Source organism: Rhizorhabdus wittichii, assembly GCF_017607425.1.
GTDB classification, from domain to species: Bacteria; Pseudomonadota; Alphaproteobacteria; order Sphingomonadales; family Sphingomonadaceae; genus Rhizorhabdus; species Rhizorhabdus wittichii.
The window spans coordinates 4,063,979-4,089,705 of record NZ_CP059319.1 but is presented as its reverse complement, the minus strand read 5'-3'; the positions used below and the strand labels follow the sequence as shown (position 1 = coordinate 4,089,705).

The 25,727-nt window shown below is 68.7% G+C and carries 22 protein-coding genes; 13 read left to right on the top strand and 9 right to left on the bottom strand.

Annotation, left to right across the window (positions count from 1 at the left end; translation table 11 throughout):
• Nucleotides 1-71 precede the first annotated feature (71 nt).
• A complete protein-coding gene (gene acnA / locus HRJ34_RS19610; RefSeq protein ID WP_208632166.1) occupies nucleotides 72-2,756 on the top strand; it encodes an aconitate hydratase AcnA in 2,685 nt (894 codons plus the stop codon).
• 144 nt (nucleotides 2,757-2,900) lie between these two features.
• On the opposite strand, the gene HRJ34_RS19605 is transcribed toward acnA, so the two are convergent.
• Together HRJ34_RS19605 and HRJ34_RS19600 are read right to left on the bottom strand one after the other, a co-directional pair.
• Nucleotides 2,901-5,666: a bifunctional aconitate hydratase 2/2-methylisocitrate dehydratase gene (locus HRJ34_RS19605; protein WP_208632165.1), complete on the bottom strand. Its 2,766-nt coding sequence runs from the start codon at nucleotides 5,664-5,666 to the stop codon at nucleotides 2,901-2,903.
• A 180-nt stretch (nucleotides 5,667-5,846) separates the two neighbouring features.
• Nucleotides 5,847-6,872, bottom strand: coding sequence for a hypothetical protein (locus HRJ34_RS19600; protein WP_208632164.1), 1,026 nt, complete (start codon nucleotides 6,870-6,872; stop codon nucleotides 5,847-5,849).
• Between the two features lie 228 nt (nucleotides 6,873-7,100).
• Between HRJ34_RS19600 and HRJ34_RS19595 the strand changes: the two genes are divergently transcribed.
• Both HRJ34_RS19595 and HRJ34_RS19590 read left to right on the top strand, forming a co-directional pair.
• Entirely contained in the window at nucleotides 7,101-7,919 is an 819-nt protein-coding gene (locus HRJ34_RS19595) for a LytTR family DNA-binding domain-containing protein (RefSeq protein ID WP_208632163.1), read from the top strand.
• A 67-nt stretch (nucleotides 7,920-7,986) separates the two neighbouring features.
• The gene (locus tag HRJ34_RS19590; RefSeq protein WP_030090167.1) at nucleotides 7,987-9,318 is read left to right on the top strand and encodes an MFS transporter; all 1,332 of its coding nucleotides are present in this window, start codon (nucleotides 7,987-7,989) and stop codon (nucleotides 9,316-9,318) included.
• Between the two features lie 10 nt (nucleotides 9,319-9,328).
• Here HRJ34_RS19590 and ygfZ read toward each other — a convergent pair whose 3' ends face one another.
• Nucleotides 9,329-9,997 (bottom strand): CAF17-like 4Fe-4S cluster assembly/insertion protein YgfZ, encoded by a 669-nt coding sequence (gene ygfZ / locus HRJ34_RS19585; RefSeq protein ID WP_030090168.1) that lies wholly within the window; start codon nucleotides 9,995-9,997, stop codon nucleotides 9,329-9,331.
• Between the two features lie 40 nt (nucleotides 9,998-10,037).
• Between ygfZ and HRJ34_RS19580 the strand changes: the two genes are divergently transcribed.
• Entirely contained in the window at nucleotides 10,038-11,363 is a 1,326-nt protein-coding gene (locus HRJ34_RS19580; protein WP_208632162.1) for a dihydroorotase, read from the top strand.
• Nucleotides 11,364-11,796: 433 nt separating this feature from the next.
• Nucleotides 11,797-12,255, top strand: coding sequence for a CHAP domain-containing protein (locus HRJ34_RS19575; RefSeq protein ID WP_226948623.1), 459 nt, complete (start codon nucleotides 11,797-11,799; stop codon nucleotides 12,253-12,255).
• 279 nt (nucleotides 12,256-12,534) lie between these two features.
• Here the strand turns inward: HRJ34_RS19575 and HRJ34_RS19570 are convergent, their stop codons facing one another.
• Genes HRJ34_RS19570 through HRJ34_RS19560 form a run of 3 tightly spaced genes read right to left on the bottom strand, consistent with a single transcriptional unit; the run spans nucleotide 12,535 to nucleotide 13,884 of the window.
• Nucleotides 12,535-12,891, bottom strand: coding sequence for a type II toxin-antitoxin system RelE/ParE family toxin (locus HRJ34_RS19570; protein ID WP_208632161.1), 357 nt, complete (start codon nucleotides 12,889-12,891; stop codon nucleotides 12,535-12,537).
• 3 nt (nucleotides 12,892-12,894) lie between these two features.
• Nucleotides 12,895-13,158: a type II toxin-antitoxin system Phd/YefM family antitoxin gene (locus tag HRJ34_RS19565; RefSeq protein WP_012048947.1), complete on the bottom strand. Its 264-nt coding sequence runs from the start codon at nucleotides 13,156-13,158 to the stop codon at nucleotides 12,895-12,897.
• Between the two features lie 54 nt (nucleotides 13,159-13,212).
• Nucleotides 13,213-13,884 carry an HAD family hydrolase gene (locus tag HRJ34_RS19560; protein WP_012048948.1) on the bottom strand — a complete coding sequence of 224 codons (672 nt, stop codon included), beginning with the start codon at nucleotides 13,882-13,884 and terminating at the stop codon, nucleotides 13,213-13,215.
• A 106-nt stretch (nucleotides 13,885-13,990) separates the two neighbouring features.
• Between HRJ34_RS19560 and HRJ34_RS19555 the strand changes: the two genes are divergently transcribed.
• The 6 genes from HRJ34_RS19555 (at nucleotide 13,991) to infC (ending at nucleotide 20,338) form a co-directional block, all read left to right on the top strand.
• Nucleotides 13,991-15,088, top strand: a complete 1,098-nt coding sequence (locus tag HRJ34_RS19555; RefSeq protein WP_012048949.1) for an ABC transporter permease — start codon at nucleotides 13,991-13,993, stop codon at nucleotides 15,086-15,088.
• A complete protein-coding gene (locus tag HRJ34_RS19550) occupies nucleotides 15,088-15,906 on the top strand; it encodes an ABC transporter ATP-binding protein (protein ID WP_012048950.1) in 819 nt (272 codons plus the stop codon). Before HRJ34_RS19555 ends, HRJ34_RS19550 begins: the two co-directional genes overlap by 1 nt.
• Nucleotides 15,907-15,913: 7 nt before the next feature.
• The gene (locus HRJ34_RS19545) at nucleotides 15,914-16,861 is read left to right on the top strand and encodes an MlaD family protein (protein WP_012048951.1); all 948 of its coding nucleotides are present in this window, start codon (nucleotides 15,914-15,916) and stop codon (nucleotides 16,859-16,861) included.
• Nucleotides 16,862-16,865: 4 nt separating this feature from the next.
• Nucleotides 16,866-17,453 (top strand): ABC-type transport auxiliary lipoprotein family protein, encoded by a 588-nt coding sequence (locus tag HRJ34_RS19540; RefSeq protein WP_029995027.1) that lies wholly within the window; start codon nucleotides 16,866-16,868, stop codon nucleotides 17,451-17,453.
• A 212-nt stretch (nucleotides 17,454-17,665) separates the two neighbouring features.
• Nucleotides 17,666-19,672 (top strand): threonine--tRNA ligase, encoded by a 2,007-nt coding sequence (thrS, locus tag HRJ34_RS19535; protein WP_208632160.1) that lies wholly within the window; start codon nucleotides 17,666-17,668, stop codon nucleotides 19,670-19,672.
• 126 nt (nucleotides 19,673-19,798) lie between these two features.
• The gene (gene infC / locus HRJ34_RS19530) at nucleotides 19,799-20,338 is read left to right on the top strand and encodes a translation initiation factor IF-3 (RefSeq protein WP_016745460.1); all 540 of its coding nucleotides are present in this window, start codon (nucleotides 19,799-19,801) and stop codon (nucleotides 20,336-20,338) included.
• A 140-nt stretch (nucleotides 20,339-20,478) separates the two neighbouring features.
• Here the strand turns inward: infC and HRJ34_RS19525 are convergent, their stop codons facing one another.
• The 3 genes from HRJ34_RS19525 to HRJ34_RS19515 form a co-directional block, all read right to left on the bottom strand.
• Nucleotides 20,479-21,108 (bottom strand): Pr6Pr family membrane protein, encoded by a 630-nt coding sequence (locus HRJ34_RS19525; protein ID WP_208632159.1) that lies wholly within the window; start codon nucleotides 21,106-21,108, stop codon nucleotides 20,479-20,481.
• Nucleotides 21,105-21,494 carry a VOC family protein gene (locus HRJ34_RS19520; protein ID WP_012048956.1) on the bottom strand — a complete coding sequence of 130 codons (390 nt, stop codon included), beginning with the start codon at nucleotides 21,492-21,494 and terminating at the stop codon, nucleotides 21,105-21,107. Before HRJ34_RS19520 ends, HRJ34_RS19525 begins: the two co-directional genes overlap by 4 nt.
• Nucleotides 21,495-21,668: 174 nt before the next feature.
• Nucleotides 21,669-21,920: a hypothetical protein gene (locus tag HRJ34_RS19515; RefSeq protein WP_012048957.1), complete on the bottom strand. Its 252-nt coding sequence runs from the start codon at nucleotides 21,918-21,920 to the stop codon at nucleotides 21,669-21,671.
• Between the two features lie 103 nt (nucleotides 21,921-22,023).
• On the opposite strand from HRJ34_RS19515, the gene HRJ34_RS19510 reads away from it, so the two are divergent.
• Nucleotides 22,024-25,380, top strand: a complete 3,357-nt coding sequence (locus tag HRJ34_RS19510) for a glycosyltransferase (protein ID WP_030090176.1) — start codon at nucleotides 22,024-22,026, stop codon at nucleotides 25,378-25,380.
• Between the two features lie 47 nt (nucleotides 25,381-25,427).
• Nucleotides 25,428-25,727, top strand: coding sequence for a hypothetical protein (locus HRJ34_RS19505; protein ID WP_016746655.1), 300 nt, complete (start codon nucleotides 25,428-25,430; stop codon nucleotides 25,725-25,727).

The window sequence follows — 25,727 nt, the reverse complement described above, 5'->3', positions numbered from 1 at the left end:
CACTTTTACTGCCAGCCCCCCGTCGCTATACCCCGGCTCGACTCTCGCAATCGCAGCATAGGGGCTCAGCCATGACGGCCGTCGGTCAGGACACTCTCAAGACTCGTTCCACCCTCAACGTCGACGGCAAGCATTATGCCTATTATTCGCTCGCCAAGGCGGCCGGGCAGCTCGGCGACATCTCCCGCCTGCCCTTCTCGATGAAGGTGCTGCTGGAGAACCTGCTCCGCTTCGAGGACGGCACCACCGTCACCACCGAGGACGTCCAGGCGATCGTCGACTGGCAGAAGGAGCGCACGTCCGAGCGGGAGATCCAGTATCGCCCGGCCCGCGTGCTGATGCAGGACTTCACCGGCGTTCCCTGCGTCGTCGACCTGGCGGCGATGCGCGACGCGATGAACACGCTCGGCGGCGACGCGCAGAAGATCAACCCGCTCGTCCCCGTCCACCTGGTCATCGACCATTCGGTGATGGTCGACAGCTTCGGCAGCCCCAAGGCGTTCGACGAGAATGTCGCGCTCGAATATGCCCGCAACGGCGAGCGCTACGAATTCCTCCGCTGGGGGTCGAAGGCGCTCAACAACTTCAAGGTCGTTCCCCCGGGCACCGGCATCTGCCACCAGGTCAACCTCGAGAATCTCGCCCAGGCGGTGTGGAGCTCGGCCGACGGCTCGGGCGTCGAGGTCGCCTATCCCGACACCTGCGTCGGCACCGACAGCCACACCACGATGATCAACGGCCTGGGCGTGCTCGGCTGGGGCGTCGGCGGCATCGAGGCCGAGGCGGCGATGCTCGGCCAGCCGGTGTCGATGCTGATCCCCGAGGTGGTCGGCTTCAAGCTGTCGGGCACCCTCACCGAGGGCATCACCGCGACCGACCTGGTGCTGACCGTCACCCAGATGCTGCGCGCCAAGGGCGTGGTCGGCCGCTTCGTCGAATTCTACGGCCCCGGCCTCGACGCGCTGTCGCTCGCCGACCGCGCGACCATCGCCAACATGGCGCCCGAATATGGCGCGACCTGCGGCTTCTTCCCGATCGACGACGCGACCCTCGTCTACATGCGCCTCACCGGCCGCTCGGCCGAGACCGTCGCGCTGGTCGAGGCCTATGCCAAGGAACAGGGCTTCTGGCGCGACGCGACCGCCGCCGATCCGGTGTTCACCGACACGCTGCACCTCGACATGTCGACCGTCCAGCCGTCGCTCGCCGGCCCGAAGCGCCCGCAGGACCGCGTCCTGCTCGCCTCGGTCGACGAAGGCTTCAACAGCGAGCTGGCGACCGGCTACAAGAAGGGCGACGAAGCCGACAAGCGCGTCGCCGTCGAGGGCACCGGCTTCGACATCGGCCATGGCGACGTCGTGATCGCCGCGATCACCAGCTGCACCAACACCTCCAACCCGTCGGTGCTGGTCGCCGCCGGCCTGGTCGCCCGCAAGGCGAACGCGCTCGGCCTCAAGGCGAAGCCCTGGGTCAAGACCTCGCTCGCCCCGGGGTCGCAGGTCGTCACCGACTATCTCGAAAAGGCCGGGCTCCAGAAGGACCTCGACGCGATCGGCTTCAACCTGGTCGGCTATGGCTGCACCACCTGCATCGGCAATTCGGGCCCGCTGCCCGATCCGATCTCGAAGGCGATCAACGGCAACGACCTCGTCGCCTCGGCCGTCCTCTCCGGCAACCGCAACTTCGAGGGCCGCGTCTCGCCCGACGTCCGCGCCAACTATCTGGCGTCGCCGCCGCTGGTCGTCGCCTATGCGCTGTTCGGCACCACCGCCAAGGACATCACGCAGGAGCCGATCGGCACCTCGTCCGACGACAAGCCGGTCTATCTGAAGGACATCTGGCCGACCACGGCGGAGGTCGCCAACACCGTCGCCGCCGCGATCGACAGCGAGATGTTCTCCAGCCGCTACGCCAACGTCTTCCAGGGCGACAGGAACTGGCAGGCGATCGACGTCGAGGGGTCGGACACCTACGCCTGGCGCGCGGGTTCGACCTATGTCGCCAACCCGCCCTATTTCGAGGGCATGTCGATGACCCCGGCCCCGGTGCGGGACATCGTCGAGGCGCGTCCGCTCGCCATCTTCGCCGACTCGATCACCACCGACCACATCAGCCCGGCCGGATCGATCAAGGTCGACAGCCCGGCGGGCCGCTACCTGACCGAGCACCAGGTCACCAAGGCCGACTTCAACAGCTACGGCGCGCGCCGCGGCAACCATGAGGTCATGATGCGCGGCACCTTCGCCAACATCCGCATCAAGAACCAGATGATCCCCGGCATCGAGGGCGGCCTGACCAAGCACATCCCCTCGGGCGAGGTGATGGCGATCTACGACGCGGCGATGAAGTACAAGGCCGAGGGCACCCCGCTGGTCGTCGTCGCGGGCAAGGAATATGGCACCGGATCGTCGCGCGACTGGGCGGCGAAGGGCACCAACCTGCTCGGCGTCCGCGCCGTCATCGCCGAGAGCTTCGAGCGCATCCACCGCTCGAACCTGGTCGGCATGGGCGTGCTGCCGCTGCAGTTCGCGGAAGGGATCGACCGCAACACGCTCAAGCTCGACGGCACCGAGACCTTCTCGATCGACGATGTCGCCGGCCTGCGCCCGCGCCAGACCGTCAGCGTCAAGCTCACCCGCGCCGACGGCTCGACCGAGAGCTTCGAGACCCGCTGCCGGATCGATACCGTCAACGAGCTCGAATATTTCCTCAACGGCGGCATCCTCCAGTACGTGCTGCGCAAGCTGACGGCGTAAGAAGGAATAATCCCCCTCCCGCTTGCGGGAGGGGTCAGGGGTGGGCGCGCGACCCGGAGGGTCGCGCTTCTACCTTTGGCTTCGGAGGCCCACCCCCGGCCCCTCCCGCAAGCGGGAGGGGAGAAGGAAGCAGGCCCGCTCTGCCTACGCCGCCTTGGGCGGAGCGAACTTGGTCAGGTCGATCCCGTCGACGGCCGCCTTATACTCGTCGGCGCTCGGCGTGCGGCCGAGGATCGTCGACAGCACCACGACCGGGGTCGACGCCAGCAGCGACTCACCCTTCTTGTTGGCGCTGTCCTCGACGACGCGGCCCTGGAACAGGCGGGTCGAGGTGGCGAGGACGGTGTCGCCCTTGGCGGCCTTCTCCTGGTTGCCCATGCACAGGTTGCAGCCCGGACGCTCGAGATAGAGGATATTCTCATATTCGGTCCGGCTGGCCGCCTTCGGATTCTCGTCGTCGAACTCGAAGCCCGAATATTTCTGCAGGATCTCCCAGTCGCCTTCGGCCTTGAGCTCGTCGACGATGTTGTAGGTCGGCGGAGCGACGACGAGCGGCGCCTTGAACTCGACCTTGCCTTCCGCCGCCTCGATGTTCTTCAGCATCTGCGCGAGGATCTTCATGTCGCCCTTGTGCACCATGCACGAGCCGATGAAGCCCAGGTCGACCTTCTTGGTGCCGCCATAATAGGACACCGGACGGATCGTGTCGTGGGTGTAGCGCTTCGAGACGTCGGGGTTGTTGACGTCCGGATCGGCGATCATCGGCTCGTCGATCACGTCGAGATCGACGACGATCTCGGCGAAATATTTCGCATTGTCGTCGGGCGACAGCGCGGGCTTCTCGCCCAGGCGGATCTCGGCGATGCGGGTGTCGGCCTTGGCGATCAGGTTCGCCAGCGTGCCGGCCGCATTGTCCATGCCCTTGTCGATCATGATCTGGATGCGCGCCTTGGCGATCTCCAGCGAGCCGATCAGCGTCTCGTCGTCCGAGATGCAGATCGAGGCCTTCGCCTTCATCTCGGCCGTCCAGTCGGTGAAGGTGAAGGCCTGGTCGGCCAGCAGCGTCCCGATATGGACTTCGATGATGCGGCCCTGGAAGACATTCTCGCCGCCGCACTGCTGGAGCATCTGCGCCTGGGTGGCATGCACCACGTCGCGGAAGTCCATATGCGGCTGCATCTTGCCCTTGAACGTCACCTTCACCGATTGCGGGATCGGCATGGTCGCCTCGCCGGTGGCGAGCGCCAGCGCGACGGTGCCCGAGTCCGCGCCGAAGGCCACGCCCTTGGACATGCGGGTGTGGCTGTCGCCGCCGATGATGATCGCCCAGTCGTCCACGGTGATGTCGTTCAGCACCTTGTGGATCACGTCCGTCATCGGATGATAGGCGCCCTTCGGGTCGCGCGCGGTGATCAGGCCGAAATTGTTCATGAAGGACATCAGCTTCGGGATGTTCGCCTGCGCCTTCTTGTCCCACACCGATGCCGTGTGGCAGCCCGACTGATAGGCGCCGTCGACGAGCGGCGAGATGACGGTCGCCGCCATCGCCTCCAGCTCCTGCGCGGTCATCAGCCCGGTGGTGTCCTGCGAACCGACGATGTTGACCTTGACGCGCACGTCCGAACCCGCGTGCAGCACCTTGCCCGGCGTCACGCCGACGGCGTTGCGGTTGAAGATCTTCTCGACCGCGGTCAGGCCCTGGCCCTCGACGGTGATCTCCTTGTTCGCCGCGAACACCGGAACCGGCTCGATCCCGAGGGTGCGGGCCGCGAAGGTCTGGAGCTTCTTGCCGAAGACGATGGCATAGGAGCTGCCGGCCTTCATGAACTCCATCTTCTGCGGCGTGAACGAAGAAGCGATGTCGACCAGCTCCGCGCCGTCCTCGCCGCGCAGCTTCTTGTTCCTGACGTCGATCTTGAGGACGGTGCCGGTCTCGACCGAGAATTTCTCCTCCAGGACCGGATTGCCGTCGTTGTTCAGGATCGGATTGCCGTCCGGGCCGGTCTGCTTGACCCAGTTCTTCAGGTTGATGCCGATGCCGCCGGTCACGTCGACGGTGGTCGCGAAGATCGGCGAGATGCCGTTGGTGCCCGCGACGACCGGCGCGTAATTGACGAAGGGCACATAGGGGCTCTGCTGCTTGCCGGTCCACAGCGCCACGTTGTTCACGCCCGACATGCGCGACGAGCCCACGCCCATCGTGCCCTTCTCGGCGATCAGCATCACGCGCTTGTCGGGGTGCTGCGCCTTCAGTGCGACGATCGCCCGCTGCGCCTCGGGCGAGATCATGCACTGGCCGTGCAGCTCGCGGTCCGAGCGCGAATGCGCCTGGTTGCCGGGGGACAGGAGATCGGTCGAGATATCGCCTTCGCCGGCGATGAAGGTGACGACCTCGATCTCGTCCTCGACCTCGGGCAGCTTGGTGAAGAACTCCGCCTTGGCGTAGCTCTCGAGGATGTCCCTGGCGATGGCGTTGCCGGCGCCGAAGGCTTCGCTCAGCCGGTGCATGTCGGCGTCGTAGAGGAAGACCTGGGTCTTCAGCACCTCGCCCGCCAGCGCGGCGATCGCGGGGGCATCGCCGAGGGCGATGTCGAGCAGCACTTCGACCGACGGACCGCCCTTCATGTGCGACAACAGCTCGAGCGCGAAGGCGGGCGTGATCTCTGGCACGACCGCGTCGCCCAGGATGATCTGCTTCAGGAAACCGGCCTTGACCGCCGCGGCGCTCGTCGTGCCGGGCAGCGTGTTGTAGATGAAGAATTTGAGCGCATCGGCCCGGTGCTCGCTGCCGGCATCCCTGATGATGGCGATGATCTCGAAGACGAGGCCGCCGTCGTCGATCGGCTTGGGCGCAAGCCCCTGAATTTTCCTGCTTTCGATTTCGGCGAGATAATCCAGGTAGATGCTCATAATGTTCCCAACCCCATGAAGTGCGCGGAGCATGGCGCAAACGGCGCCAACCGGCGGTAATTCGGCCTTGGACTGACGGGCGCTCCGGTACGCCAACCGGGCTGGACTGGCAAGGTATCGGAGGGCGTTTCCCAGGATGCCGGCGGGCCGGAGCGAAGACGCGATCGCTGCTCGGCCGATTCACATCGCGGCCGGCTTCGCGCCCCCGGCATAGCCGCTGCGTTCCAGCATCGTCGCGGCATCGTCGAAACCGAGCATGTCGCGGATCGCCTGCCGCTTGTCGGCGGCGGCGTCGTAATAGCTCTGCCAGATGCGCATGCCGACCCAGTAGCCCAACTCGTAGGGCCAGCCCGGCGGGGCGTTCTTGTAATTGCCGAGCCAGCGCCGGAAAGCGGCGATCGCCGCGGCCGGCGCGGGATCGGCGTCCAGGTCGACGCCGTGCGTCGCCGCCATGTCCTTGCGGAACTCGGCCCATAGCTCGGCCTCGCGCGGGGCGGCCCAGGCGGCGCGCTCGGGGTCGGGCACCTGGCCGGTGACGATCGCCGCGACGAAATCGGCGGCGCCCTCCTCCAGCGCGCCGGTCAGCAGCGGGTCGGGGCCCTGGCTCGCGCGGTCGCGCTGCAGGGTGTGGACCGTCTCATGCGCGAAGAAGCGGCGCAGCAGCGCGCGGAAGCCGTCGGCGTCCTGCTCCTGCGCGCACAGCACCTCGAGCCCCAGCACCTGCGCGCCGGGGCCCGCCGTGCCGCCCGAATTGCCCGCCCCGAAGACGAGGTAGATCTGCGGCAGGGCACGGTCGGGGAGCAGCCCGTGCAGCGCCAGGTAGATCGCCCGCAGGTCGCCCACCGCCGCCCTGGCGGCGGGCAGGCAGACGCGGATCGCCCGCTCATAGGCGGCGGGGTCGCGCGCGATCGCCCCGGCCAGCCGGTCGGCATCGACGATCCGCCCCGGCGTGAACACCGACACGCCGTAGCTGGCGCCGTCGAGATAGTCCTTGCGGAGCTGCGCGGCGGTCGGCTTGCCGCCGGTCGCCGCGAACAGCCGCGCGAAGCGATCGGCATCCTCGGTGTGGATCGCGACCGTCAGCGGATCGGCGGGCGGCGGGGGCGTCACCTCCAGAGGCGCCGCCGCCGCCCGCGCGGCAAGGAGAAGCCAGCCGGCCGCCCCGATCCACGCCCGGACCGCCGCCTTCGCCTTCCTCGCCCGCATCGGCCGCCTCCGCTCAATCCCGCGTCGCATCTGCTTAAAGCGATTTCCGGGGAGAGGGAAACATCCGCCGATTCGGAGATCGCGGGTAGACGACGATCCGGGCGCGAGGCGAGCGATCCTTCGCGAACGGGCGAACGGGCCGGCGGGCGCATGGGCGCAACGGAGGGCGGGGCGGGCGGCATGCGCTTGGCTCTTGCCCCGGCGCGGCGCTTGGCACAAAAAACGCCGATGGAGCTGGACGACCTCCTCAAGCGCCCCGAACGCTGGGCGAGCGTGCTCGGATGGGCGACGCTGGCCGGGCTCGAATTCGGCCTGATCGGGCCGTTCGGCAGCTATGCCTCGCACCTGTTCACCCGGATCGCCTATTGGACGCTGCTGTTCTGGTTCGGCAGCCTGCTGCTCTGGCCCTGCGTCGTCGCGGCGCTGGCGCTGGGGCCGCGCCGGGGACTTCCGCCGCTCTTCTCGGGCGTCGCGGTGATCCTGGTCGCCTGCGTGCCGCTGGCCATGCTCGGCGCGATCGGCACCCATTTGTTCTGGCCGGTGCGGGCGGCGGGGATGCGCACGCTCGAATGGTATGGGCTGACGATCGTCGTCGCGCTGCCGGCGATGGCCGGGCTGCTCTGGGTCGAGCTCGGCCGGACGCGCCTGCTCGCGGCGTGGCGCGGCCGGATGGTCCCCGGCGGAGCGCCGGCCGACGCGGCCGATCCGGTGGAGGCGCGCGGCCCCGCCCCGGAACTGCCCGATCACCTCCTCGCCAACGCGCTGTGCCTGCAGATGGAGGACCATCATGTCCGCATCCACCTGCACGGCCGGTCGGTCCTCCACCATGGGGTGCTGCGCGACATCGTCGAGGCGCTCGACGAGCGGCGCGGGCTGCAGGTCCACCGGTCCTGGTGGGTGGCGCGCGACGCGGTGCGCGGCTGGCAGCGCGACGGCCGCTCGGTCGGCCTGATCCTGGTCAACGGGCTGCGGGTGCCGGTGGCGCGCAACCGGGTGGCGCTGCTGCGCGAGCGCGGCTGGCTCGACGAGGCGTCGCAGGCCGCCTGACGCGGCGCTGGTCCAACGCGCATCGACGCCCTACAGATCGTTCGACGCGAGGGGAGAGCCGATCGAGATGCAGCACGAGCAAAGCGCCGACCTTCCCTATCTCCGCAAGATCGTCGGCGCGTCGATGGCCGGCACCGTCGTCGAATGGTACGAGTTCTTCCTCTACGGCACCGCCGCGACGCTGGTGTTCGGCAAGCTGTTCTTCCCGCCGACCGGCAACGAGCTGGACGGCATCATCGCCGCCTTCGGCACCTATGCGGTGGGCTTCATCGCCCGGCCGCTGGGCGGGATCGTGTTCGGCCATGTCGGCGACCGCATCGGCCGCAAGTCGCTGCTCCAGTTCAGCCTCGTCCTGATCGGCGCGTCGACCTTCCTGATGGGGTGCCTGCCGACCTTCGCGACGATCGGCTATTGGGCGCCGCTGCTGCTGGTGCTGCTGCGCTTCGTCCAGGGCTTCGCGCTGGGCGGCGAATGGGGCGGCGCGGTTCTGCTCGTCACCGAACACAGCCCCAATCGCAGCCGCGGCTTCTGGGGCAGCTTCCCGCAGGCAGGCATCCCGATGGGCAACCTGCTCGCGACGATCGTCCTGCTGCTGCTGTCCGCGACGCTCAGCGAGGGCGAATTCCTCGCCTGGGGCTGGCGGGTCGGCTTCTGGCTGTCGGTGATCATCGTCGGGGTCGGCTATTATATCCGCACCAAGGTCAGCGATTCGCCGATCTTCGAGGCGGCGAAGGCCGAGGCCGAGCAGCGCGCCGACGCCGGCTATGGCGTGGCCGAGGTGTTCCGCCACTATCCGCGCGGCGTGTTCACCGCGATGGGGCTGCGGGTGGCGGAGAACATCCTCTATTATATGGTGGTCACCTTCTCGATCACCTATCTCGCCCATATCGGCGTCGACACGACCGAGATCCTGGCGCTGCTGTTCTGCGCGCACCTGCTGCACATCGTGCTGATCCCGTCGATCGGCCGGCTCGCCGACCGGATCGGGCGCAAGCCGGTCTACATCGCCGGCGCGGGCCTTACCATTGCCTGGCCGTTCGTCGCCTTCCCGCTGTTCGACACCGGCCAGGCGCCGATCATCCTCGCCGGGATCATGATCGGCATGGCGGTCCACGCGCTGATGTACGCGCCGCAGCCCGCGATCCTGACCGAGATGTTCCCGACCCGGATGCGCTATTCGGGGGTGTCGCTCGGCTATCAGGTGACGGCGATCTTCGCCGGGTCCTGGGCGCCGCTGATCGGTACCGCGCTGCTGCGCGCCTATGACAGCTGGCACCCGATCGCGCTCTACGTCGCGGGCGCGGGAGTGATCAGCCTCGTGTCCGCGCTGGTCATGACCGAGACGCGCGGCGTCTCGCTGCTCGCGATCGACCGCGCCGACCGCGAGCGAACGGCCTGAACGCAGCCGGCTAGGCTTTCTCCGCCAGCCCGTCCCTCATCCAGCCGGACATCAGCGCCGGATCGAGGCCGTCGACCTGCCGCCGCTCGACCGTGCCGTCGGGCAGCATCACCAGCCGCCGGTTGACCTTGGCGCGCCAGTTCATCCGCGCGGTGTTCTCCTGCCCGACATAGCAGCCCTTGGCGAAGCTGACGCCGTTCAGCAGGTCGGCATTGCATTCGAGCCAGAGATTCCTGTCCGAGCCGATCTCGGCGACGCCCTCGGGCACGCCGAGCGCGCGGCGATGCGCGTGCCAGCCCTCGGCCGCGCCGTCGGCAGGCGCGATCCAGCGGCGGCCGAGCGCGGCCAGGCGCGGGTCGGGCGCGCCCCGTTCGCCATCGGGCGCCCAGTGGACGGCGAGACCCTCGTCGCGCGCGATCGCGATCGGCTTGCGCAGCCGGTAGAGCATCAGCCGCTTCGCCAGCGCGTCGGCCTGCTCCGCCTCGCAATCGATCAGGAGGTCGTCCCCGTCCGCCCAGACGATGAAGTCGAACAGCGCCTTGCCCTGCGGCGTCAGCAGCCCCGCCCAGACGGGCAGCGGGCCCGCCACGTCGCTGGTGACGAGGCCTTGCAGGAAGTCGCGCGCGCCCTGTCCCGAGAGACGGATCAGCGCGCGGTCGGAAAGGGTGGTGCCGGACATGGAGCGAAGGTAGGAAGCGGGCGACGAAAAGGAAAGCGCCATGCCCAGCTACGACATGATCCTCAGGAACGGCACCGTGTGGACCGTCGGCGGCCCCGTCCGGGCCGACGTCGGCGTCAAGGACGGCAAGATCGCCGGGATCGGCGTCGCGGGCGACGCCGGCGAGACGATCGACTGCACCGGGCTCGACGTGCTGCCGGGCGTGATCGACAGCCAGGTCCATTTCCGCGAGCCGGGGCTGGAGGCGAAGGAGGACCTCGAATCGGGCAGCCGGTCGGCGGTGCTCGGCGGCGTCACCGCCGTGTTCGAGATGCCGAACACCAAGCCCAACACCGATTCGGCCGAGGCGATCGCCGACAAGCTGGCCCGCGCCAGGAACCGGATGTGGTGCGACCATGCCTTCTATGTCGGCGCCACCGCCGACAATGCCGAGGCGCTGGCCGAGCTCGAGATGCTGCCCGGCACCGCCGGCGTGAAGATCTTCATGGGGTCGTCGACCGGCAGCCTGCTGGTCGCCGAGGACGAGCATCTCGCCCGCGTGCTGCGGTCGGGCCGCCGCCGCGTCGCGATCCATGCCGAGGACGAGGAACGGATGATCGCGCGCCAGGGCGAGCGGGTCGAGGGCGATCCGTCGAGCCATCCGGTGTGGCGCGACGACGAAAGCGCGCTGCTCGCCACCCGCCGCATCCTGCGTCTCGCGCGCGAGACGGGGCGCAAGATCCACATCCTCCACATCACCACCCCCGACGAGCTGGCGCTGATCGCCGCGAACAAGGACATCGCCACCTGCGAGGTGACGCCGCAGCACCTGACGCTGGCCGGCGAGGAGGCCTATCCCCGGCTCGGCACCCATGCGCAGATGAACCCGCCAATCCGGTCGGGCGCGCACCGCGACGGGCTGTGGCGCTATCTGCGCCAGGGCGTGCCCGACGTGCTCGGCTCCGACCATGCGCCGCACACGATCGAGGAGAAGGCCAGGACCTATCCGGCGTCGCCGAGCGGCATGCCCGGCGTCCAGACCCTGCTGCCGCTGATGCTCGACCATGTCGCCCGGGGGCGGCTGACGCTCCAGCACCTGATCGAGCTGACCTCGGCGGGACCGCAGCGCGTGTTCGGGCTGCGCACCAAGGGCCGGATCGCGCTCGGCTACGACGCCGACTTCACCGTCGTCGACCTCAAGGCGCGCTGGACGATCGAGCAGGACTGGCTCGCCTCGCGCTGCGGCTGGTCGCCGTTCACCGGTATGGACATCACCGGCAAGCCGGTCGGCACGATCATCCGCGGCCACCGCGTGATGTGGGAAGGCACCCTCGCCAACGCCGCGATCGGCGCGCCGGTGCAATATGACAGCGTGCCGCTGAGCTGAGCTGAGCCGAACCGCCCCTCCCCACGCCGTCATGCTGAACTCGTTTCAGTATCCACCGGGAGGCGGGGTTCGAACCATCGGCTTCTTGCGGGAGCCGCTCCTCTCCTGACCGCGATTCGCGGAAGAGTGGATGCTGAAACGAGTTCAGCATGACGGCCCGAAGATTCGGTCGATTCGCGAATCGCCTGTGCAAGGCACTGCACAACTGGCGCTCCACCAGCTCGGTCCTGCGACTTTCGCCGCAACCCACCTGTGGATAAGTCGCAGGTCACCGTGCGACGAAAACGACTCGCCGCTTGTTAGGATTTCATCAACCGTGCCGGGGTTCCCTGCGCGCGTCTGTGATGCCAGTCACAGGCTCACGGGACGGGTGGGGAACTACCAGATGACCAAAACGATGCGCGCGATTGTCGGTTCCATGCTGCTTGCATGCATGACTCTCGCGCCCACCGCGGCCAATGCGCAGATGCTCCAGTGCGCGCCCTTCGCCCGCATGTTCTCCGGCATCCAGCTGTTCGGCGCCGCCGCTTCCTGGTGGAATCAGTCGGTCGGCAAATATCTGCGCGGCGATACGCCGGCGGTCGGCGCGGTGCTGGTGTTCAAGGCGATCGGCTCGATGCGCTCGGGCCATGTCGCCACCGTCACCCAGGTCGTCAGCGACCGGGTCATCAAGATCACCCACGCCAACTGGTCGATCATCAACGGCCGCCGTGGCCAGGTCGAGCGCGACGTCACCGTCGTCGACGCCTCGCCGAACAACGACTGGAGCAAGGTGAAGGTCTGGTTCGCGCCGATCGGCAAGGTCGGCAACACCGCCTATCCGGTCAACGGCTTCATCTACAAGGACGGCTCCAAGTCGACCGCCGCCGCCGTCCAGGCCGTCCAGGGCTGAGTTTTTGAGTTTTTTCGTTCGGCCTCAGGCGCCGGCGGCGACATTCGTCACCTTGGCTATCCTCGCATAAGCTCGGGCGGCCGTTCGGCCTTGCGGAGCCTGACGGCTCCGTTCTCACCATCTCCCCCCGTCACTCCTGCGAAGGCAGGAGTCCATGTCTCTCGTCAGCCAGATGGCCATCGGGAAGAGAACAGGCATGGATGCCAGCCTTCGGCCTTTGGCCGAAGTTCATCCCGAGCGCCGGCCTTGCAGGCAGTCGAGGAACTGGCTTGGCAAGAATCAAGCGCCCAGCAACCGTTCTTCGAGCAGGATTCGAAAATCGCGCCGCGCATCGGCGACGATCATGACCGTGACGACCGGCCCCTCGCCATCCTCCTCGGGCAGGTAGATCAATCGGAATGGCGGCAGGGAAAGCTGCCGATAGGCATGAATCCCGAGGCTTTCCAGTTCCGGCGGAACGGGCCCGCACGCCGGCCATTCGGCCAGCCCCTCGATCGCAGCAACGATCCGGTCGAGCAACGCGTCGGCGCCGTCCTCGCCATCCGCACCGCGCTGCGCCAGCCGCCGGCGATAGAGGCCCGAAAGATCATGCTCCGCACCGACGGTCAGCCGGACCCTGACGCGTTTCCCGGCCATCGGTCAGCGCGAACGGATGCGCTCGGCCAGGCCCTCCGCCGGGACCATGTCGCCCCGCGCCATCTCCTCGCGGCCAAGTGCGAGCAGCTTGAGCAGCGCCAGCGCTTCCTGCGTCGCCTCCCACGACCCCACGTCCTGCAGCACCGCGCGGGCTTCACCATTTTGGGTTATGATCAGCGGCGGCGCTCCTTCCCCGAGCTCGCGGATCAGGTCGGCGCTGTGCGCCTTGAGATAGCTGATCGGCTTGATGCGGTCGTGGCGTCCCATCGGCGGCCTTTCGGTACGAATTTAGTCCGAATATAGTCCGAACCACGCCACCCCTCAATCCCAGTCGACGATCGTCCAGCCGCGCTTGCGGGCTTCCTCGCGCAGGCCGGCATGGGGGTTGGCGGCGATCGCCTCGTCGGCCCAGGCGAGCACCGGCACGTCGGAGATATGGTCGGAATAGAAGCGGATGCGGCACCGGGCGCGGTCGAGTCCCTCCAGCCCCATCCACGCCTCGATCATGCGCAGCTTGGCGGGGCCGTAGCAATTCTCGCCGTCGACCTTGTGGCTGACATAGTCGTCGATGCCGCGGATCGCGCCGGTCGCGACAACGTCGTCCATGCCCAGCCGGGCGGCGATCGGCTCGACCCAGATGCGCGACGAGGCGGTGGCGAGGACGAGGCGGCGGCCGGCGGCGCGATTCTCCGCCAGGCTCTCGATCGCCCCGGCGCGGACGTTGCGGCGCATCACCGCGTCGGCGAAGCTCTCGGCGATCGGTGCCAGCCGGTCGGCATGGATGCGCCGGCCGATCAGCATCGCCTGGTTGAGCTCCTTGACCCGCTTGCGCTCGATCAGCTTCGCCACATAGGCGAGCATCACCAGCGCCGCGAAGGGCACGAAGACCAGCCGCCACGGCGCCAGCCGCAACGCGGCGTGGATCATGAACGGGGTGAAGGTCCCGGTCCGCGTGATCGTGCGGTCCATGTCGTAGATGGCGAGTTCGGTCATCGCCGCGCTCTATAGGGAAGAATCGCGGCCAAGGAACTATCTGCCGAGGCGCTCATTCATTTCGGATGCTTGCCGATCCCGCGCTTTTCGATCACTTCTGGGCGCCATGACCGCCCCGGCCGACTTCCGCTACGATCAGCAGGTGCTGCATTTCACCGGCGCGCTCACGCTCGCCCGCATCGGCGACCTGTCGCGGCGGCTGGAAGCGCTGGACGAGGTGCCGCGCACGATCGACCTGGGCGAGGTCGACCGGATCGACACGGTGGGCGCCTGGCTGGTCCATCGCATCGCCCGCGAGCACGACGTCGAGATCGTCGGCGCCGATGCCGACGTCTGCCAGCTGATCGAGCAGATCGCCGAAGCCGACAAGCCGCTCAAGATCCGCCCCGATTCGAGCCCGCCCTTCTTCCGCGTGCTGCGCGAGATCGGCGATGCGACCTCGGCCGCCGCCCATTCGCTCGCCGGGCTGATCGGCTTCTTCGGCGCGACGCTGATCGGGCTGTGGGGGCTCGTCACCCATCCGCGCCGCTTCCGCTACAATGCGATGGCGCGCCAGTTCGAGGTGGTCGGCGTCAAGGCGCTGGCGATCATCGGGCTGATGAGCTTCCTGATCGGCATCGTCATCGCCCAGCAGGGCGCGGTCCAGCTCCGCCAGTTCGGCGCGGAGGTGTTCGCGGTCAACCTGATCGGCCGCATCACCCTGCGCGAGCTGGGCGTGCTGATGACCGCGATCATGGTCGCCGGCCGGTCGGGCAGCGCCTTCGCCGCCCAGCTCGGCTCGATGAAGCTGGCCGAGGAGGTCGACGCGATGCGCACGATCGGCGTGTCGCCGATGGAGGCGCTGATCCTGCCGCGCGTACTGTCGACGGTGGTGCTGATGCCGCTGCTCGGCTTCTACGCGGCGGTGATCGCGATCATCGGCGGCGGCATCTTCTGCTGGATCGACCTCGACATCCCGCCGATCACCTATGTCCAGCGCATCCGCGAGGTGGTGCCGATGACCGACCTGTGGGTCGGCCTGATCAAGGCGCCGGTGTTCGGCATGCTGATCGCGCTGTGCGGCTGCTACCAGGGGATGCAGGTCGAGGGGAATGCCGAGGAGGTCGGCCTGCGCACCACCGCCTCGGTCGTCCAGGCGATCTTCCTGGTCATCGTCCTCGACGCGGTGTTCGCGGTGTTCTTCAGCTCGATCGGGTGGATCTGATGGCCCGGCTCAACACCGCCGACGGCGAGACCGTCATCCATGTCGAGGGGCTGCGCAACGCCTTCGGCGAGCAGGTCGTCCATGACGGGCTCGACCTCGATGTCCGGCGCGGCGAGATATTGGGCGTGGTCGGCGGATCGGGCACCGGCAAGTCGGTGCTGATGCGCTCGATCATCGGGCTGCAGCCGCCCCAGGCGGGCATCGTCGAGGTGTTCGGCGAGCCGATGATCGGCCGCGACGACTATGAGGCGCAGCAGGTCCGCCGCCGCTGGGGCGTGCTGTTCCAGGGCGGCGCGCTGTTCTCGACCCTGACCGTGGCCGAGAACGTCCAGGTGCCGATCCGCGAATATTATCCGCAGCTCGACGACCAGCTGCTCGACGAGATCGCCGCCTACAAGGTCGCCATGTCGGGCCTGCCGGCGGAGGCGGGGCCCAAATATCCGTCCGAGCTGTCGGGCGGCATGCGCAAGCGCGCCGGCCTCGCCCGCGCGCTGGCGCTCGACCCGCAGCTCCTGTTCCTCGACGAGCCGACCGCCGGGCTCGACCCGATCAGCGCCGCCGCCTTCGACGCGCTGATCCGGTCGCTGCAACGCACCCTCGGCCTCACCGTCTTCCTGATCACCCACGACCTCGACACGCTGTACGCGATCTGCGACCGCGTCGCGGTGCTGGCGGACAGGCGCGTGATCGCGGTTGGAACGATCCCGGAACTATTGGCGTTGGACCATCCGTGGATTCAGGAATATTTCAACGGCCCGCGGGGCCGGGTGGCGGCGGAGGCCGCCGAGCGCGTGGCAGCGGGAGAAGCCGGGAAGTGAGATACTGATGGAAACCCGGTCGAACCATGTGCTGGTGGGCGGCGTCGTCCTCGCCCTGCTGGTCGCGCTGCTCGTCTTCATCGTCTGGCTGGCGGGGTTCAACACCGCGAGCAACCAGCGCTACGACATCTTCTTCAAGACCTCGGTCGACGGGCTCGCCAAGGGATCGCCGGTCAATTTCTCGGGCGTGCCGGTCGGCAAGATCGAGGAGATCAAGCTGCTGCCCGACAGCCCGGAGTTCGTCCGCGTCCGCATCGCGATTGACCAGGACACGCCGATCCTGCAGGGCACCACCGCGACGATCGCCGGCATCGGCTTCACCGGGGTCAGCCAGATCAACCTCGACGGCGCGGTCAAGGGCGCGCCGCCGATCACCGAGCCGGGGCCCTATGGCGAGCCGGTGATCCCGACCAAGCCCGGCGCGCTGGGCGAACTGCTCAACTCGGCGCCCGAGCTGCTCAATCGCATCTCGACCCTGACCGAGCGGCTGACCGAGCTGCTCAATGACAAGAACCAGAAGTCGATCAGCGGCATCCTCGCCCATGTCGACAAGCTGTCGGGCGACCTCGCCGATCGCGGGCCCGAGATCGCCGCCGCGGTCGTCCAGCTCAAGACGACGATGGAGCAGGCGGGCAACGCCGCCGAGCGGGTCGGCCAGCTCGCCGAGACGACCAACGGGGTGATGGCCGACGACGTCAAGCCGGCGATGGCGAACCTCAACAAGGCCACCGTCGCCGCCCAGCACACGCTGGAGACGCTCGACGCGACGATCACCGACGCGCGGCCCGGCATCAAGGCCTTCTCGACCCAGACGGTGCCGCAGATCAACCAGCTCGCGCGCAACCTGGCCGAGATGTCGGAGGCGCTCGGCGCCATCTCGAACAAGCTCGACCGGGGCGGGGCGGGCGCCGTGCTCGGCGGCTCCAAGCTGCCCGACTACAAGCCAAGGAACTGACCGCATGTTGCGCCGCACGATCCTCGCGCTCACCGCCGCCGGCCTGCTGGCGGGCTGCATCAGCTTCGGCGAGGACCCGCCCGAACGGCTGATGAGCCTGACCTCGACCGCCCGGGTCGCCGCCGACCAGGGCAAGGTCACCCGCGACGTCCAGGCGGTCGGCGTGTCCGCGCCCGCGCTGCCGGCGGCGCTGCGCAACCAGCGGATCGCGGTGCAGACCGGCGCCGCCTTCGCCTATCTGCCCAAGGCGGCCTGGGTCGACACGCCGTCGCAACTGTTCCGCTCGGTCCTCGCCGAGACGATCGAGGCCCGCACCGGCCGCTTCGTCCCCGACACCCGCAACGGCGCGATCACCCCCGACACCCGCCTGTCGGGCACGCTGCTGGCGTTCCAGCTATTGGGCGGCCAGGGCAAGGTGCTGGTGATCTACGACGCGACGCTGGCGAAGAGCGGCTCCGACGAGATCCGCGCCCGCCGCTTCGAGCGGTCCGTCCCCGTCGCCGGCGAGGACGCCCGCTCGGTGGCCGCCGCGCTCAACGAGGCGACGAACGCCATCGCCGCCGACGTCGCCGACTGGATCGGGGCGGGCTGACGCTCCCCCATCCACTCGCTCATCGTCATGCCTGCGGAGGCAGGCATCCATGTCTGTATTCTTCTCAGATGCCATCTGGCCGATGAGAGACATGGGCCCCTGCCTGCGCAGGGGCGACGCTGATATGGGCCCACCGCAGCCGGCGCTTGCCCCGCAGGCCCGTTCGCGGGCATAAGCCGCGCTCCGCGACCCTCAAGGATAGTCTTTCTCCCATGTCCGATCTTCTGACCATCACGCTTCCCGACGGCTCGGCGCGCGAGGTGAAGACCGGCACTACCCCCGCCGAGATCGCCGCCGCGATCGGCCCCGGCCTCGCCAAGGCGGCGCTCGCCGCGCGGGTCGACGGCGAGCTGCGCGACCTCGACCGGCCGCTGGAGAAGGATTCGGCGCTGGCGCTGGTGACGGCGCGCGACGAGGCCGACGCGCTCGACCTCACCCGCCACGACTATGCCCATGTCCTCGCCGAGGCGGTGCAGAGCCTGTTCCCCGGCACCCAGATCACCTTCGGCCCGTCGACCGACGACGGCTTCTACTATGATTTCGCGCCGGCCCCCGGCCGCGGGCCCTTCACCGACGAGGAGCTGCCCGCGATCGAGGCCGAGATGCGCCGCATCATCGCCGCGAACAAGCCGCTGCGCCGCGAGGTGTGGAGCCGCGAGCAGCTCATCTCGCGCTGGAAGCAGCAGGGCGAGACCTTCAAGGCCGAATGGGCCGCCGAACTGCCCGGCGACGAGCCGCTGACCGTCTACTGGTCGGGCGACGACTGGCTCGACATGTGCCGCGGGCCGCATCTGCCCTCGACCGGCAAGCTCGACCCGCAGGCGTTCAAGCTGACCCGCGTGTCGGGCGCCTATTGGCGCGGCGACCAGAAGAATGCGATGCTCAGCCGCATCTACGGCACCGGCTGGCTCAACAAGAAGCAGCTCGACGCGCACCTGACCCGGCTGGAAGAGGCCGCCAAGCGCGACCATCGCCGCATCGGCCAGGAGATGGATCTGTTCCACCTCCAGTCGGAGGCGCAGGGGTCGGTGTTCTGGCATCCCAAGGGCTTCCGCCTGTGGCGGGTGCTCGAGGCCTATATGCGCCGCAAGCTCGACGCCGCCGGCTATGTCGAGGTCAAGACCCCGCAGCTGATGGACGCGCGCCAGTGGGAGCAGTCGGGCCATTGGGGCAAATATCGCGAGAACATGTTCGTCGTCCCCGACGAGATCCCCAACGCCGAGGAGGAGGGGCCGGTCCTGTCGGGCGAGAGCGAGCTGATGGCGCTCAAGCCGATGAACTGCCCGGCGCATGTCCTGATCTTCCGCCAGGGGATCAAGAGCTATCGCGACCTGCCGATCCGCATGGCCGAGTTCGGCTGCTGCCACCGCAACGAGCCGCACGGCGCGCTGCACGGCATCATGCGCGTGCGCCAGTTCACCCAGGACGACGCCCATATCTTCGTCCGCGAGGACCAGCTGATCGCCGAGATCAAGGATTTCTGCGACCTGCTCGACGCGGTCTATCGCGACCTCGGCTTCGAGCAATATGCGATCAAGCTGGCGCTGCGCCCCGAGAAGCGCTTCGGCAGCGAAGAGATGTGGGACAAGGCCGAGCAGACGCTGCGCGACGCCGTCGCCGCCTCGGGCCGCGCGACCGAGGCGTTCGGCTGGGAGGAGCTGGAGGGCGAGGGCGCCTTCTACGCGCCGAAGCTGGAGTTCCACCTGACCGACGCGATCGGCCGCACCTGGCAGGTCGGCACGATCCAGGCCGACACCGTCCTGCCCGAGCGGCTCGACGCTTCCTATGTCGGCGAGGACGGCGAGCGGCACCGGCCGGTGATGCTCCACCGCGCCATCCTGGGCACCTTCGAGCGCTTCATCGGCATATTGATCGAGCATCATGCCGGCCGCTTCCCGCTCTGGCTCGCGCCGGTGCAGGCGGTGGTGGCGACGATCGTCTCCGACGCCGACGATTATGCGCGCGAGGTCGAGGCGAAGCTGGCGGCGGCCGGGCTGCGCGTCGAGAGCGACCTGCGCAACGAGAAGATCAACTACAAGGTGCGCGAGCACAGCCTCGCCAAGGTGCCGGCGCTGCTGGTGGTCGGCAAGCGCGAGGCGGAGGAGGGCACCGTCGCGATCCGCCGCCTGGGCGAGCAGGCGCAGACCGTGCTGCCGCTCGACGAGGCGATCGCCGCGCTGCTGGCGGAGGCGACCCCGCCCGACCTGCGCCACCCCTGACGCAAGCCGGACACAGGCCGCGACAAAGCGTCGCGGCCTCGCGCGCGGCCATCTTTCCAAGTGACGCGTTAAGGCTTATATCGCGCCCGTCAGACCGCCATAGGAGATATTGCTATACGTCCCCCGATGATGCGCCGCCCCCTGGGGCAGCCGCCGATGCCGCTCAATGGCCCGCGCTATAATGAGTTCATCCAGTCGCCCAAGGTCCGGGTGATCGATGAAGAGGGCGAGAATCTGGGCGTGATGTATACGCGCGAGGCGATCGAGCAGGCCCAGGAGGCCGGGCTCGACCTGGTCGAGGTGTCCCCGAACGCCGATCCGCCCGTGTGCAAGTTCCTCGATGTCGGCAAGTTCAAGTACGAGGCCCAGAAAAAGGCCAATCTTGCCCGGAAGTCGCAGAAGACGCAGGAGATCAAGGAGATCAAGATGCGTCCGAACATCGACGACCACGACTATGAAACCAAGATGAAGAAGATCCACGAGTTCATCGACGAGGGCGACAAGGTGAAGGTCACCCTGCGCTTCCGCGGTCGCGAGCTCGCGCACGGCCAGCTCGGCATGCAGGTCCTCCAGCGCGTCCAGGCCGACATGGCCGAAACCGCCAAGGTCGAGCAGTTCCCGCGCATGGAAGGCCGCCAGATGCTGATGGTGATCGCGCCGAAGTAAGCTGGCGCCATCTCCCGACCTTCTGCATTTGTTTCGTCACCCCAGCGCAGGCTGGGGTCCATGTCTCTCATCGGCCAGATGGCATCTGAGAAGACAACAGACATGGATGCCAGCCTTCGCTGGCATGACGTGGAGGGGTGTCAGCCGGTCCTCGACTCCAACCGCCCGTCGACCCAGCGCAGCCCATAGCCCAGGCCGAGGAACAGCGCCCCGATCCCCAGCATGTTGGCGAGCGCGGTCGGATAGCCAAGCCGGCCGGCGTCCATGAACGGATAGGGATACCAGCCGCCGACCGCGCCGTGGAGCAGCGTCCAGAGCGCGAAGCCGAGCGGGTAGAGCAGCCAGCGCCACGGCGCCGCCCGGTCGATCGCGCCGTGCGGCGGGAAGGCGAACCAGCAGGCCGTCCAGGCGGCGGGGACGAGCTGGTGGACCAGGGCGTTGGCGGTCCAGCCGATCGCGCCGGGCAGGGTCACGTCGCGCAGCAGCAGATGATAGACCAGCGCGACGACGAGGATGTCGAGCGTCACCCCCGTCCGCCAGGAGGGCCGCCCGGCCAGCGCCGCGAGCCGGCCCTGCCCCATGGCGATCCCGAAGGCGGTGACCGCGACCAGCATGTTGGTCAGGATGGTGAAATAGCTGAGGAAGCGGATCGATCGCACCGCCACCTCGCCGTCATGGCCGAGCACCACCAGATAGTGGAGCACGACCCCGGCCGTGGCGCACGCCGCCACCAGCGCATGCGCCGCGCGGCTGGCCCGGCCGGCGGTCATGCGGCCGCCGGGGGCTCCCACAGCTCGATCGCATGGCCTTCGGGATCATGGATGCGGGCGAATCGGCCGACCTCGGGCGTGTCCCATTCGGCGCGCGTCTCGACCGCGACGCCGGCATTCCGAAGCTTCGCGATCAGCGCGTCGAGCCCCGCCACGCGCAGGTTGAGCATGAACTGCTTGTCCGCCGGGAAATAGTCGCTCGCCGCCTGGAAGGGCTGGAACACCACCGGCCCCGCGGTGACCGACCAGGACCAGGGCTGCGGATCGCCGGCTCCCTCGGCCGCGCAGCCATTGCCGACGCCGAGATGGTCGCGATACCAGGCGGCGAGCCCGTCCGGGTCCGCCGCGCGGAAGAAGAAGCCGCCGAAGCCGAGCACGCCCATCATCCGTCCTCCTTGCCCCGCCAGCATGAACCTTTGGCGACGGCTTGGCGAGGTGGGGAATCGCCGGGGACCTGCCCCCAGAACGTCATGCCGGCGGAGGCCGGCATCTCAGGCGGCCCCTGCCTCGACCTCGTCTTCTCTCTCCCGAGATCCCGGCCTCCGCCGGGATGACGCTCCCTAGACCGGCGCCTTGCGGCGGATCAGGTAGCGGTAGACGCCGATCAGGTTGATCACGAGCAGGATGACGTTCTGGGTGCCGATCCCCGCGGCATCGGGCTTGAGGAAGCCCCAGCCGATCAGCGCGATCGAGGAGGTCACGAAGATGACGAAGCCGATGCCGGTCCAGCGGCGCCCGAGGTCGAGCGAGACGATCAACGCCGCGAGCGCCCCCGCCGCCGCGCCATACCATTGAAGCGCGGTAGTCAGCATATTGAAAGCTTCCTCTTGCCAGAGCCCGGGCCTTCGGGTTGAACCCTCCTGTTGCGGGTGCGTTCCGGAAATCTTCCCGCAACTTAGGGTGCACGGGTGCCGCATGGATAGCCGGCCGATCTTCTACGATGCCTCGGGCCGCCGCCGGCGCCGCTTCGCGCTGGCGATCGCGGCGTTCGCGCTGCTGCTGCTGCTGTCGGCCGTCGCCTTCTTCGGGTCGATCATCCGCGTCACGCCGCAGCCGCCGCTGCCGTTCGAGGTCGAGCGGCCCGCCATCGCCCCGCTCAAGGCCGCCGACCATTCGCTGGTCGGCGCCAGCGCGCGCAAGGTCCGCCACATGTGGCGCGATTTCCGCCGGCTGCTGGCGCACGGCACGGCCGGCGCCGGCATGCCGCCGACCGCCTATGCCTTCCACGCGCCATGGGACGACGCCTCGGCCGCGTCGCTGGCGCGCCATGTCGACGACATCGACTGGCTGATCCCGGGCTGGATCTCGATCACCGGCCCGGACCACAAGGTGACGAGCTTCCCCGACGCGCGCGGCAAGGCGATCATCAGCCATGCCCATCGCCGGCCGAAGCTGATGCCGATGATCCAGAACGCGCTCGGCGGGGCGTGGGACGGGCCCGGCATCGCCGCGCTGCTGCGCGATCCGAAGGCGCGGGCGGCGACGCTCGACCGGGTCGCGGCGCTGCTCGCCGCGAACCAGGCAAGCGGGGTCTTCTTCGATTTCGAGGAGCTGCCCGCCGACGCCCATCCCGCCTATCGCGCCTTCCTGACCGAGGCGCGCCGCCGCCTGCCCGGCATGCAGATCGCCATCGCGGTGCCCGTCGCCGACGCGACCTGGGACCTGAAGGCCTATGCGCGGGTCGCCGACAAGCTGTTCCTGATGGCCTATGACGAGCATTCGGAACCCGGCGACCCGGGGCCGATCGCCTCGCGCCCCTGGTTCGCCGATTCGGTCGCGCGCGCGGTGCGCGGCCTGCCGCCCGACCGGGTGGTGGTGGCGCTCGGTTCCTACGCCTATGACTGGGAGAAGGGCGGCGACACCATCGCCCATTCGGTCGAGGACGTCTGGCTCGCCGCGCATGACAGCGGCGTGGTGCCACGCTTCGACCCGGCCAGCGGCAACAGCAGCTTCGCCTATCTCGAGGGCGGCGTCCGCCACGACATCTGGCTGCTCGACGCCGCCGCGATGCACGGCCAGATCGCGACGCTGCGCACGCTCGGCCTCCACCAGGTCGCGCTGTGGCGGCTGGGGACCGAGGACCCGTCGGTCTGGACGATGTTCGGGCGCGGGGCGGGGGGCGGACGCCGCCTGCCCTCGGCGCAGGCGATCGAGGACATCCCCGCCGGCAACAACGTCGATATCGAGGGGTCGGGCGAGATATTGCGGATCGGCGCGGTGCCGGTGCCCGGCCATCGCAGCGTCACCACCGATCGCGCCGGGATGATCACCGCCGTCCGCTTCGACCGGTTGCCGACCCCCTATCAGATCGAGCGCACCGGCTATCGGCCGAAGCTCGTCGCGCTGACCTTCGACGACGGGCCCGATCCGGTCTGGACCCCGAAGATCCTCGACATCCTCAAGGCCGAGAAGGTCTCCGCCACCTTCTTCATCGTCGGCGAGAACGCGCTGACCCAGCGGTCGCTGCTCGAACGGCTGGTGGCCGAGGGGCACGAGGTCGGCAGCCACACCTATACCCATCCCAATCTCGCCCAGGCGACCGCCGCGCAGACCGCGCTCGAGCTCAACGCCAACCAGCGGCTGTTCCAGGCCTATACCGGCCGATCGCTGCGGCTGTTCCGCGCGCCCTATTTCGGCGACGCCGAGCCGACCACCGCCGACGAGATCGTGCCGGTCGAGGAGGCGCAGCGGCGCGGCTATCTGTCGGTCGGCCTGCACGTCGACCCCGACGACTGGAAGCGGCCCGGCGTCGCCGAGATCGTCCAGCGGACGATCGACGGGGTCGAGAGCGGCAGCCCCGACTTCTCCGCCAATGTCGTCCTGCTCCACGATTCGGGCGGGGACCGGGCGCAGACCGTCGCCGCGCTGCCGCTGGTGATCAACGCGTTGCGCGCGCGCGGCTACCAGCTCGTGCCCGTCTCGGTGCTCGCCGGGCTGTCGCCGGCCACGGTCAACCCGCCGATCTCGGAGGGCGACCGGCTGGCGGCGCAGACCGACCTGGCGCTGTTCAGCACGCTCGGCTGGATCACGATCGCGATCAAATGGCTGTTCATCGTCGCGATCAGCCTGGGCATCGCCCGCGCCGTGCTGCTCTCCGGCCTCGCGCTGGTCCAGGCGCGGCGCGAGGCGCGCACCGTCTTCCCGCCGGTCGATCCCGATCGCTTCGTCACCGTGCTGATCCCCGCCTATAACGAGGAGCGGGTGATCGAGCGGTCGGTGCGGCGCGTGCTCGACAGCCGCGACGTGCGGGTCGAGGTGATCGTCATCGACGACGGGTCGAAGGACCGGACCAGCGCGGTCGTCGCCGAGGCCTTCGCCGACGAGCCGCGCGTCCGGCTGCTGACCGTCGAGAATGGCGGCAAGGCGCGCGCGCTCAACCGCGGGCTCGAACTGGTCCAGGGCGAGATCGTCATCGCGCTCGACGCCGATACCCAGTTCGAGCCGGCGACGATCGCCCGGCTGGCGCGCTGGTTCGACGATCCGGCGCTCGGCGCGGTCGCCGGCAACGCCAAGGTCGGCAACCGCATCAACCTCGTCACCCGCTGGCAGGCGCTCGAATATATCACCGCGCAGAATCTGGAGCGGCGCGCGCTCGCCCGGCTGAACGCGATGACGGTGGTGCCCGGCGCGGTCGGCGCGTGGCGGCTCGCCGCGATCCGCGCGGTCGGCGGCTATCCGCCCGACACGCTGGCCGAGGACCAGGACCTGACGATCGCGATCCAGCGCGCCGGCTGGGGCGTCCATTACGACCAATATGCCGTCGCCTGGACCGAGGCGCCCGAAAGCGTGCGCGCGCTCGCCAAGCAGCGCTTCCGCTGGGCCTATGGCACGCTGCAATGCCTGTGGAAGCATCGCCGGGTGATGGCGAGCGGCGAGCCGCGCGGCCTCGCCCGCATCGGCCTGCCGCAGGCGGTGCTGTTCCAGATCCTGCTCGCCGCGATCTCGCCGGTGATCGACCTCGCGCTGATCGTCAGCCTGGTCGCGACCTGGTTCGAAGTGCAGGCGCATGGCTGGGCGCAGAGCAGCACCGACATCGACCGGATGCTCGCCTATTGGCTGATCTTCACGGCGATCGACCTGCTCGCCGCCTTCATCGCCTTCGCGCTCGAACGGCGGGAGAAGTGGCGGCTGCTGTGGCTGCTGATCCCGCAACGCATCGGCTATCGCCAGATCATGTACTATGTCGTTCTCAAGGCGCTGGCGCAGGCGCTGCGCGGGCCCCGGGTGGGCTGGGGCAAGCTCGAACGATCGGGCCGGGTGGCGACGGGCTGAACCGGTTCGCGGCGCCGGCGTTGGGGAAGTGGGAGAGGAGAAAGACCATGGATACGTCCGACACGCGCAAGCTCCGCGAAACGCTCGACCTGCTCGGCATCCGGGCGCAGGCGACCGCCGCCGGGATGGTGCAGATGATGCTCGAGCTGCATCGCGCCGGGGTGCTCGACGACGCAGCGGTCGACCGGGTCAAGGGCGCGATCTGCGGCGACCTGATGCTGTCCTGCCCGCAGGCGATCGATCGCCGCGAATATGAAGCCTCGCTGCGCCGCCGGCTCGATGCGCTGTTCGCCGGCCAGGAACCGATCGGCCGCCGGATGCCTGCCTTCGGAGAGAGGCCGGAATAA

What these genes read in the sequence shown, in the direction of transcription:
- acnA (WP_208632166.1), top strand. Translation starts at nt 72, where the DNA reads ATGACGGCCGTCGGTCAGGACACTCTCAAGACTCGTTCCACCCTCAAC.
- HRJ34_RS19605 (WP_208632165.1), bottom strand. Translation starts at nt 5,666, where the DNA reads ATGAGCATCTACCTGGATTATCTCGCCGAAATCGAAAGCAGGAAAATT.
- HRJ34_RS19600 (WP_208632164.1), bottom strand. Translation starts at nt 6,872, where the DNA reads ATGCGGGCGAGGAAGGCGAAGGCGGCGGTCCGGGCGTGGATCGGGGCG.
- HRJ34_RS19595 (WP_208632163.1), top strand. Translation starts at nt 7,101, where the DNA reads ATGGAGCTGGACGACCTCCTCAAGCGCCCCGAACGCTGGGCGAGCGTG.
- HRJ34_RS19590 (WP_030090167.1), top strand. Translation starts at nt 7,987, where the DNA reads ATGCAGCACGAGCAAAGCGCCGACCTTCCCTATCTCCGCAAGATCGTC.
- ygfZ (WP_030090168.1), bottom strand. Translation starts at nt 9,997, where the DNA reads ATGTCCGGCACCACCCTTTCCGACCGCGCGCTGATCCGTCTCTCGGGA.
- HRJ34_RS19580 (WP_208632162.1), top strand. Translation starts at nt 10,038, where the DNA reads ATGCCCAGCTACGACATGATCCTCAGGAACGGCACCGTGTGGACCGTC.
- HRJ34_RS19575 (WP_226948623.1), top strand. Translation starts at nt 11,797, where the DNA reads ATGACTCTCGCGCCCACCGCGGCCAATGCGCAGATGCTCCAGTGCGCG.
- HRJ34_RS19570 (WP_208632161.1), bottom strand. Translation starts at nt 12,891, where the DNA reads ATGGCCGGGAAACGCGTCAGGGTCCGGCTGACCGTCGGTGCGGAGCAT.
- HRJ34_RS19565 (WP_012048947.1), bottom strand. Translation starts at nt 13,158, where the DNA reads ATGGGACGCCACGACCGCATCAAGCCGATCAGCTATCTCAAGGCGCAC.
- HRJ34_RS19560 (WP_012048948.1), bottom strand. Translation starts at nt 13,884, where the DNA reads ATGACCGAACTCGCCATCTACGACATGGACCGCACGATCACGCGGACC.
- HRJ34_RS19555 (WP_012048949.1), top strand. Translation starts at nt 13,991, where the DNA reads ATGACCGCCCCGGCCGACTTCCGCTACGATCAGCAGGTGCTGCATTTC.
- HRJ34_RS19550 (WP_012048950.1), top strand. Translation starts at nt 15,088, where the DNA reads ATGGCCCGGCTCAACACCGCCGACGGCGAGACCGTCATCCATGTCGAG.
- HRJ34_RS19545 (WP_012048951.1), top strand. Translation starts at nt 15,914, where the DNA reads ATGGAAACCCGGTCGAACCATGTGCTGGTGGGCGGCGTCGTCCTCGCC.
- HRJ34_RS19540 (WP_029995027.1), top strand. Translation starts at nt 16,866, where the DNA reads ATGTTGCGCCGCACGATCCTCGCGCTCACCGCCGCCGGCCTGCTGGCG.
- thrS (WP_208632160.1), top strand. Translation starts at nt 17,666, where the DNA reads ATGTCCGATCTTCTGACCATCACGCTTCCCGACGGCTCGGCGCGCGAG.
- infC (WP_016745460.1), top strand. Translation starts at nt 19,799, where the DNA reads ATGATGCGCCGCCCCCTGGGGCAGCCGCCGATGCCGCTCAATGGCCCG.
- HRJ34_RS19525 (WP_208632159.1), bottom strand. Translation starts at nt 21,108, where the DNA reads ATGACCGCCGGCCGGGCCAGCCGCGCGGCGCATGCGCTGGTGGCGGCG.
- HRJ34_RS19520 (WP_012048956.1), bottom strand. Translation starts at nt 21,494, where the DNA reads ATGATGGGCGTGCTCGGCTTCGGCGGCTTCTTCTTCCGCGCGGCGGAC.
- HRJ34_RS19515 (WP_012048957.1), bottom strand. Translation starts at nt 21,920, where the DNA reads ATGCTGACTACCGCGCTTCAATGGTATGGCGCGGCGGCGGGGGCGCTC.
- HRJ34_RS19510 (WP_030090176.1), top strand. Translation starts at nt 22,024, where the DNA reads ATGGATAGCCGGCCGATCTTCTACGATGCCTCGGGCCGCCGCCGGCGC.
- HRJ34_RS19505 (WP_016746655.1), top strand. Translation starts at nt 25,428, where the DNA reads ATGGATACGTCCGACACGCGCAAGCTCCGCGAAACGCTCGACCTGCTC.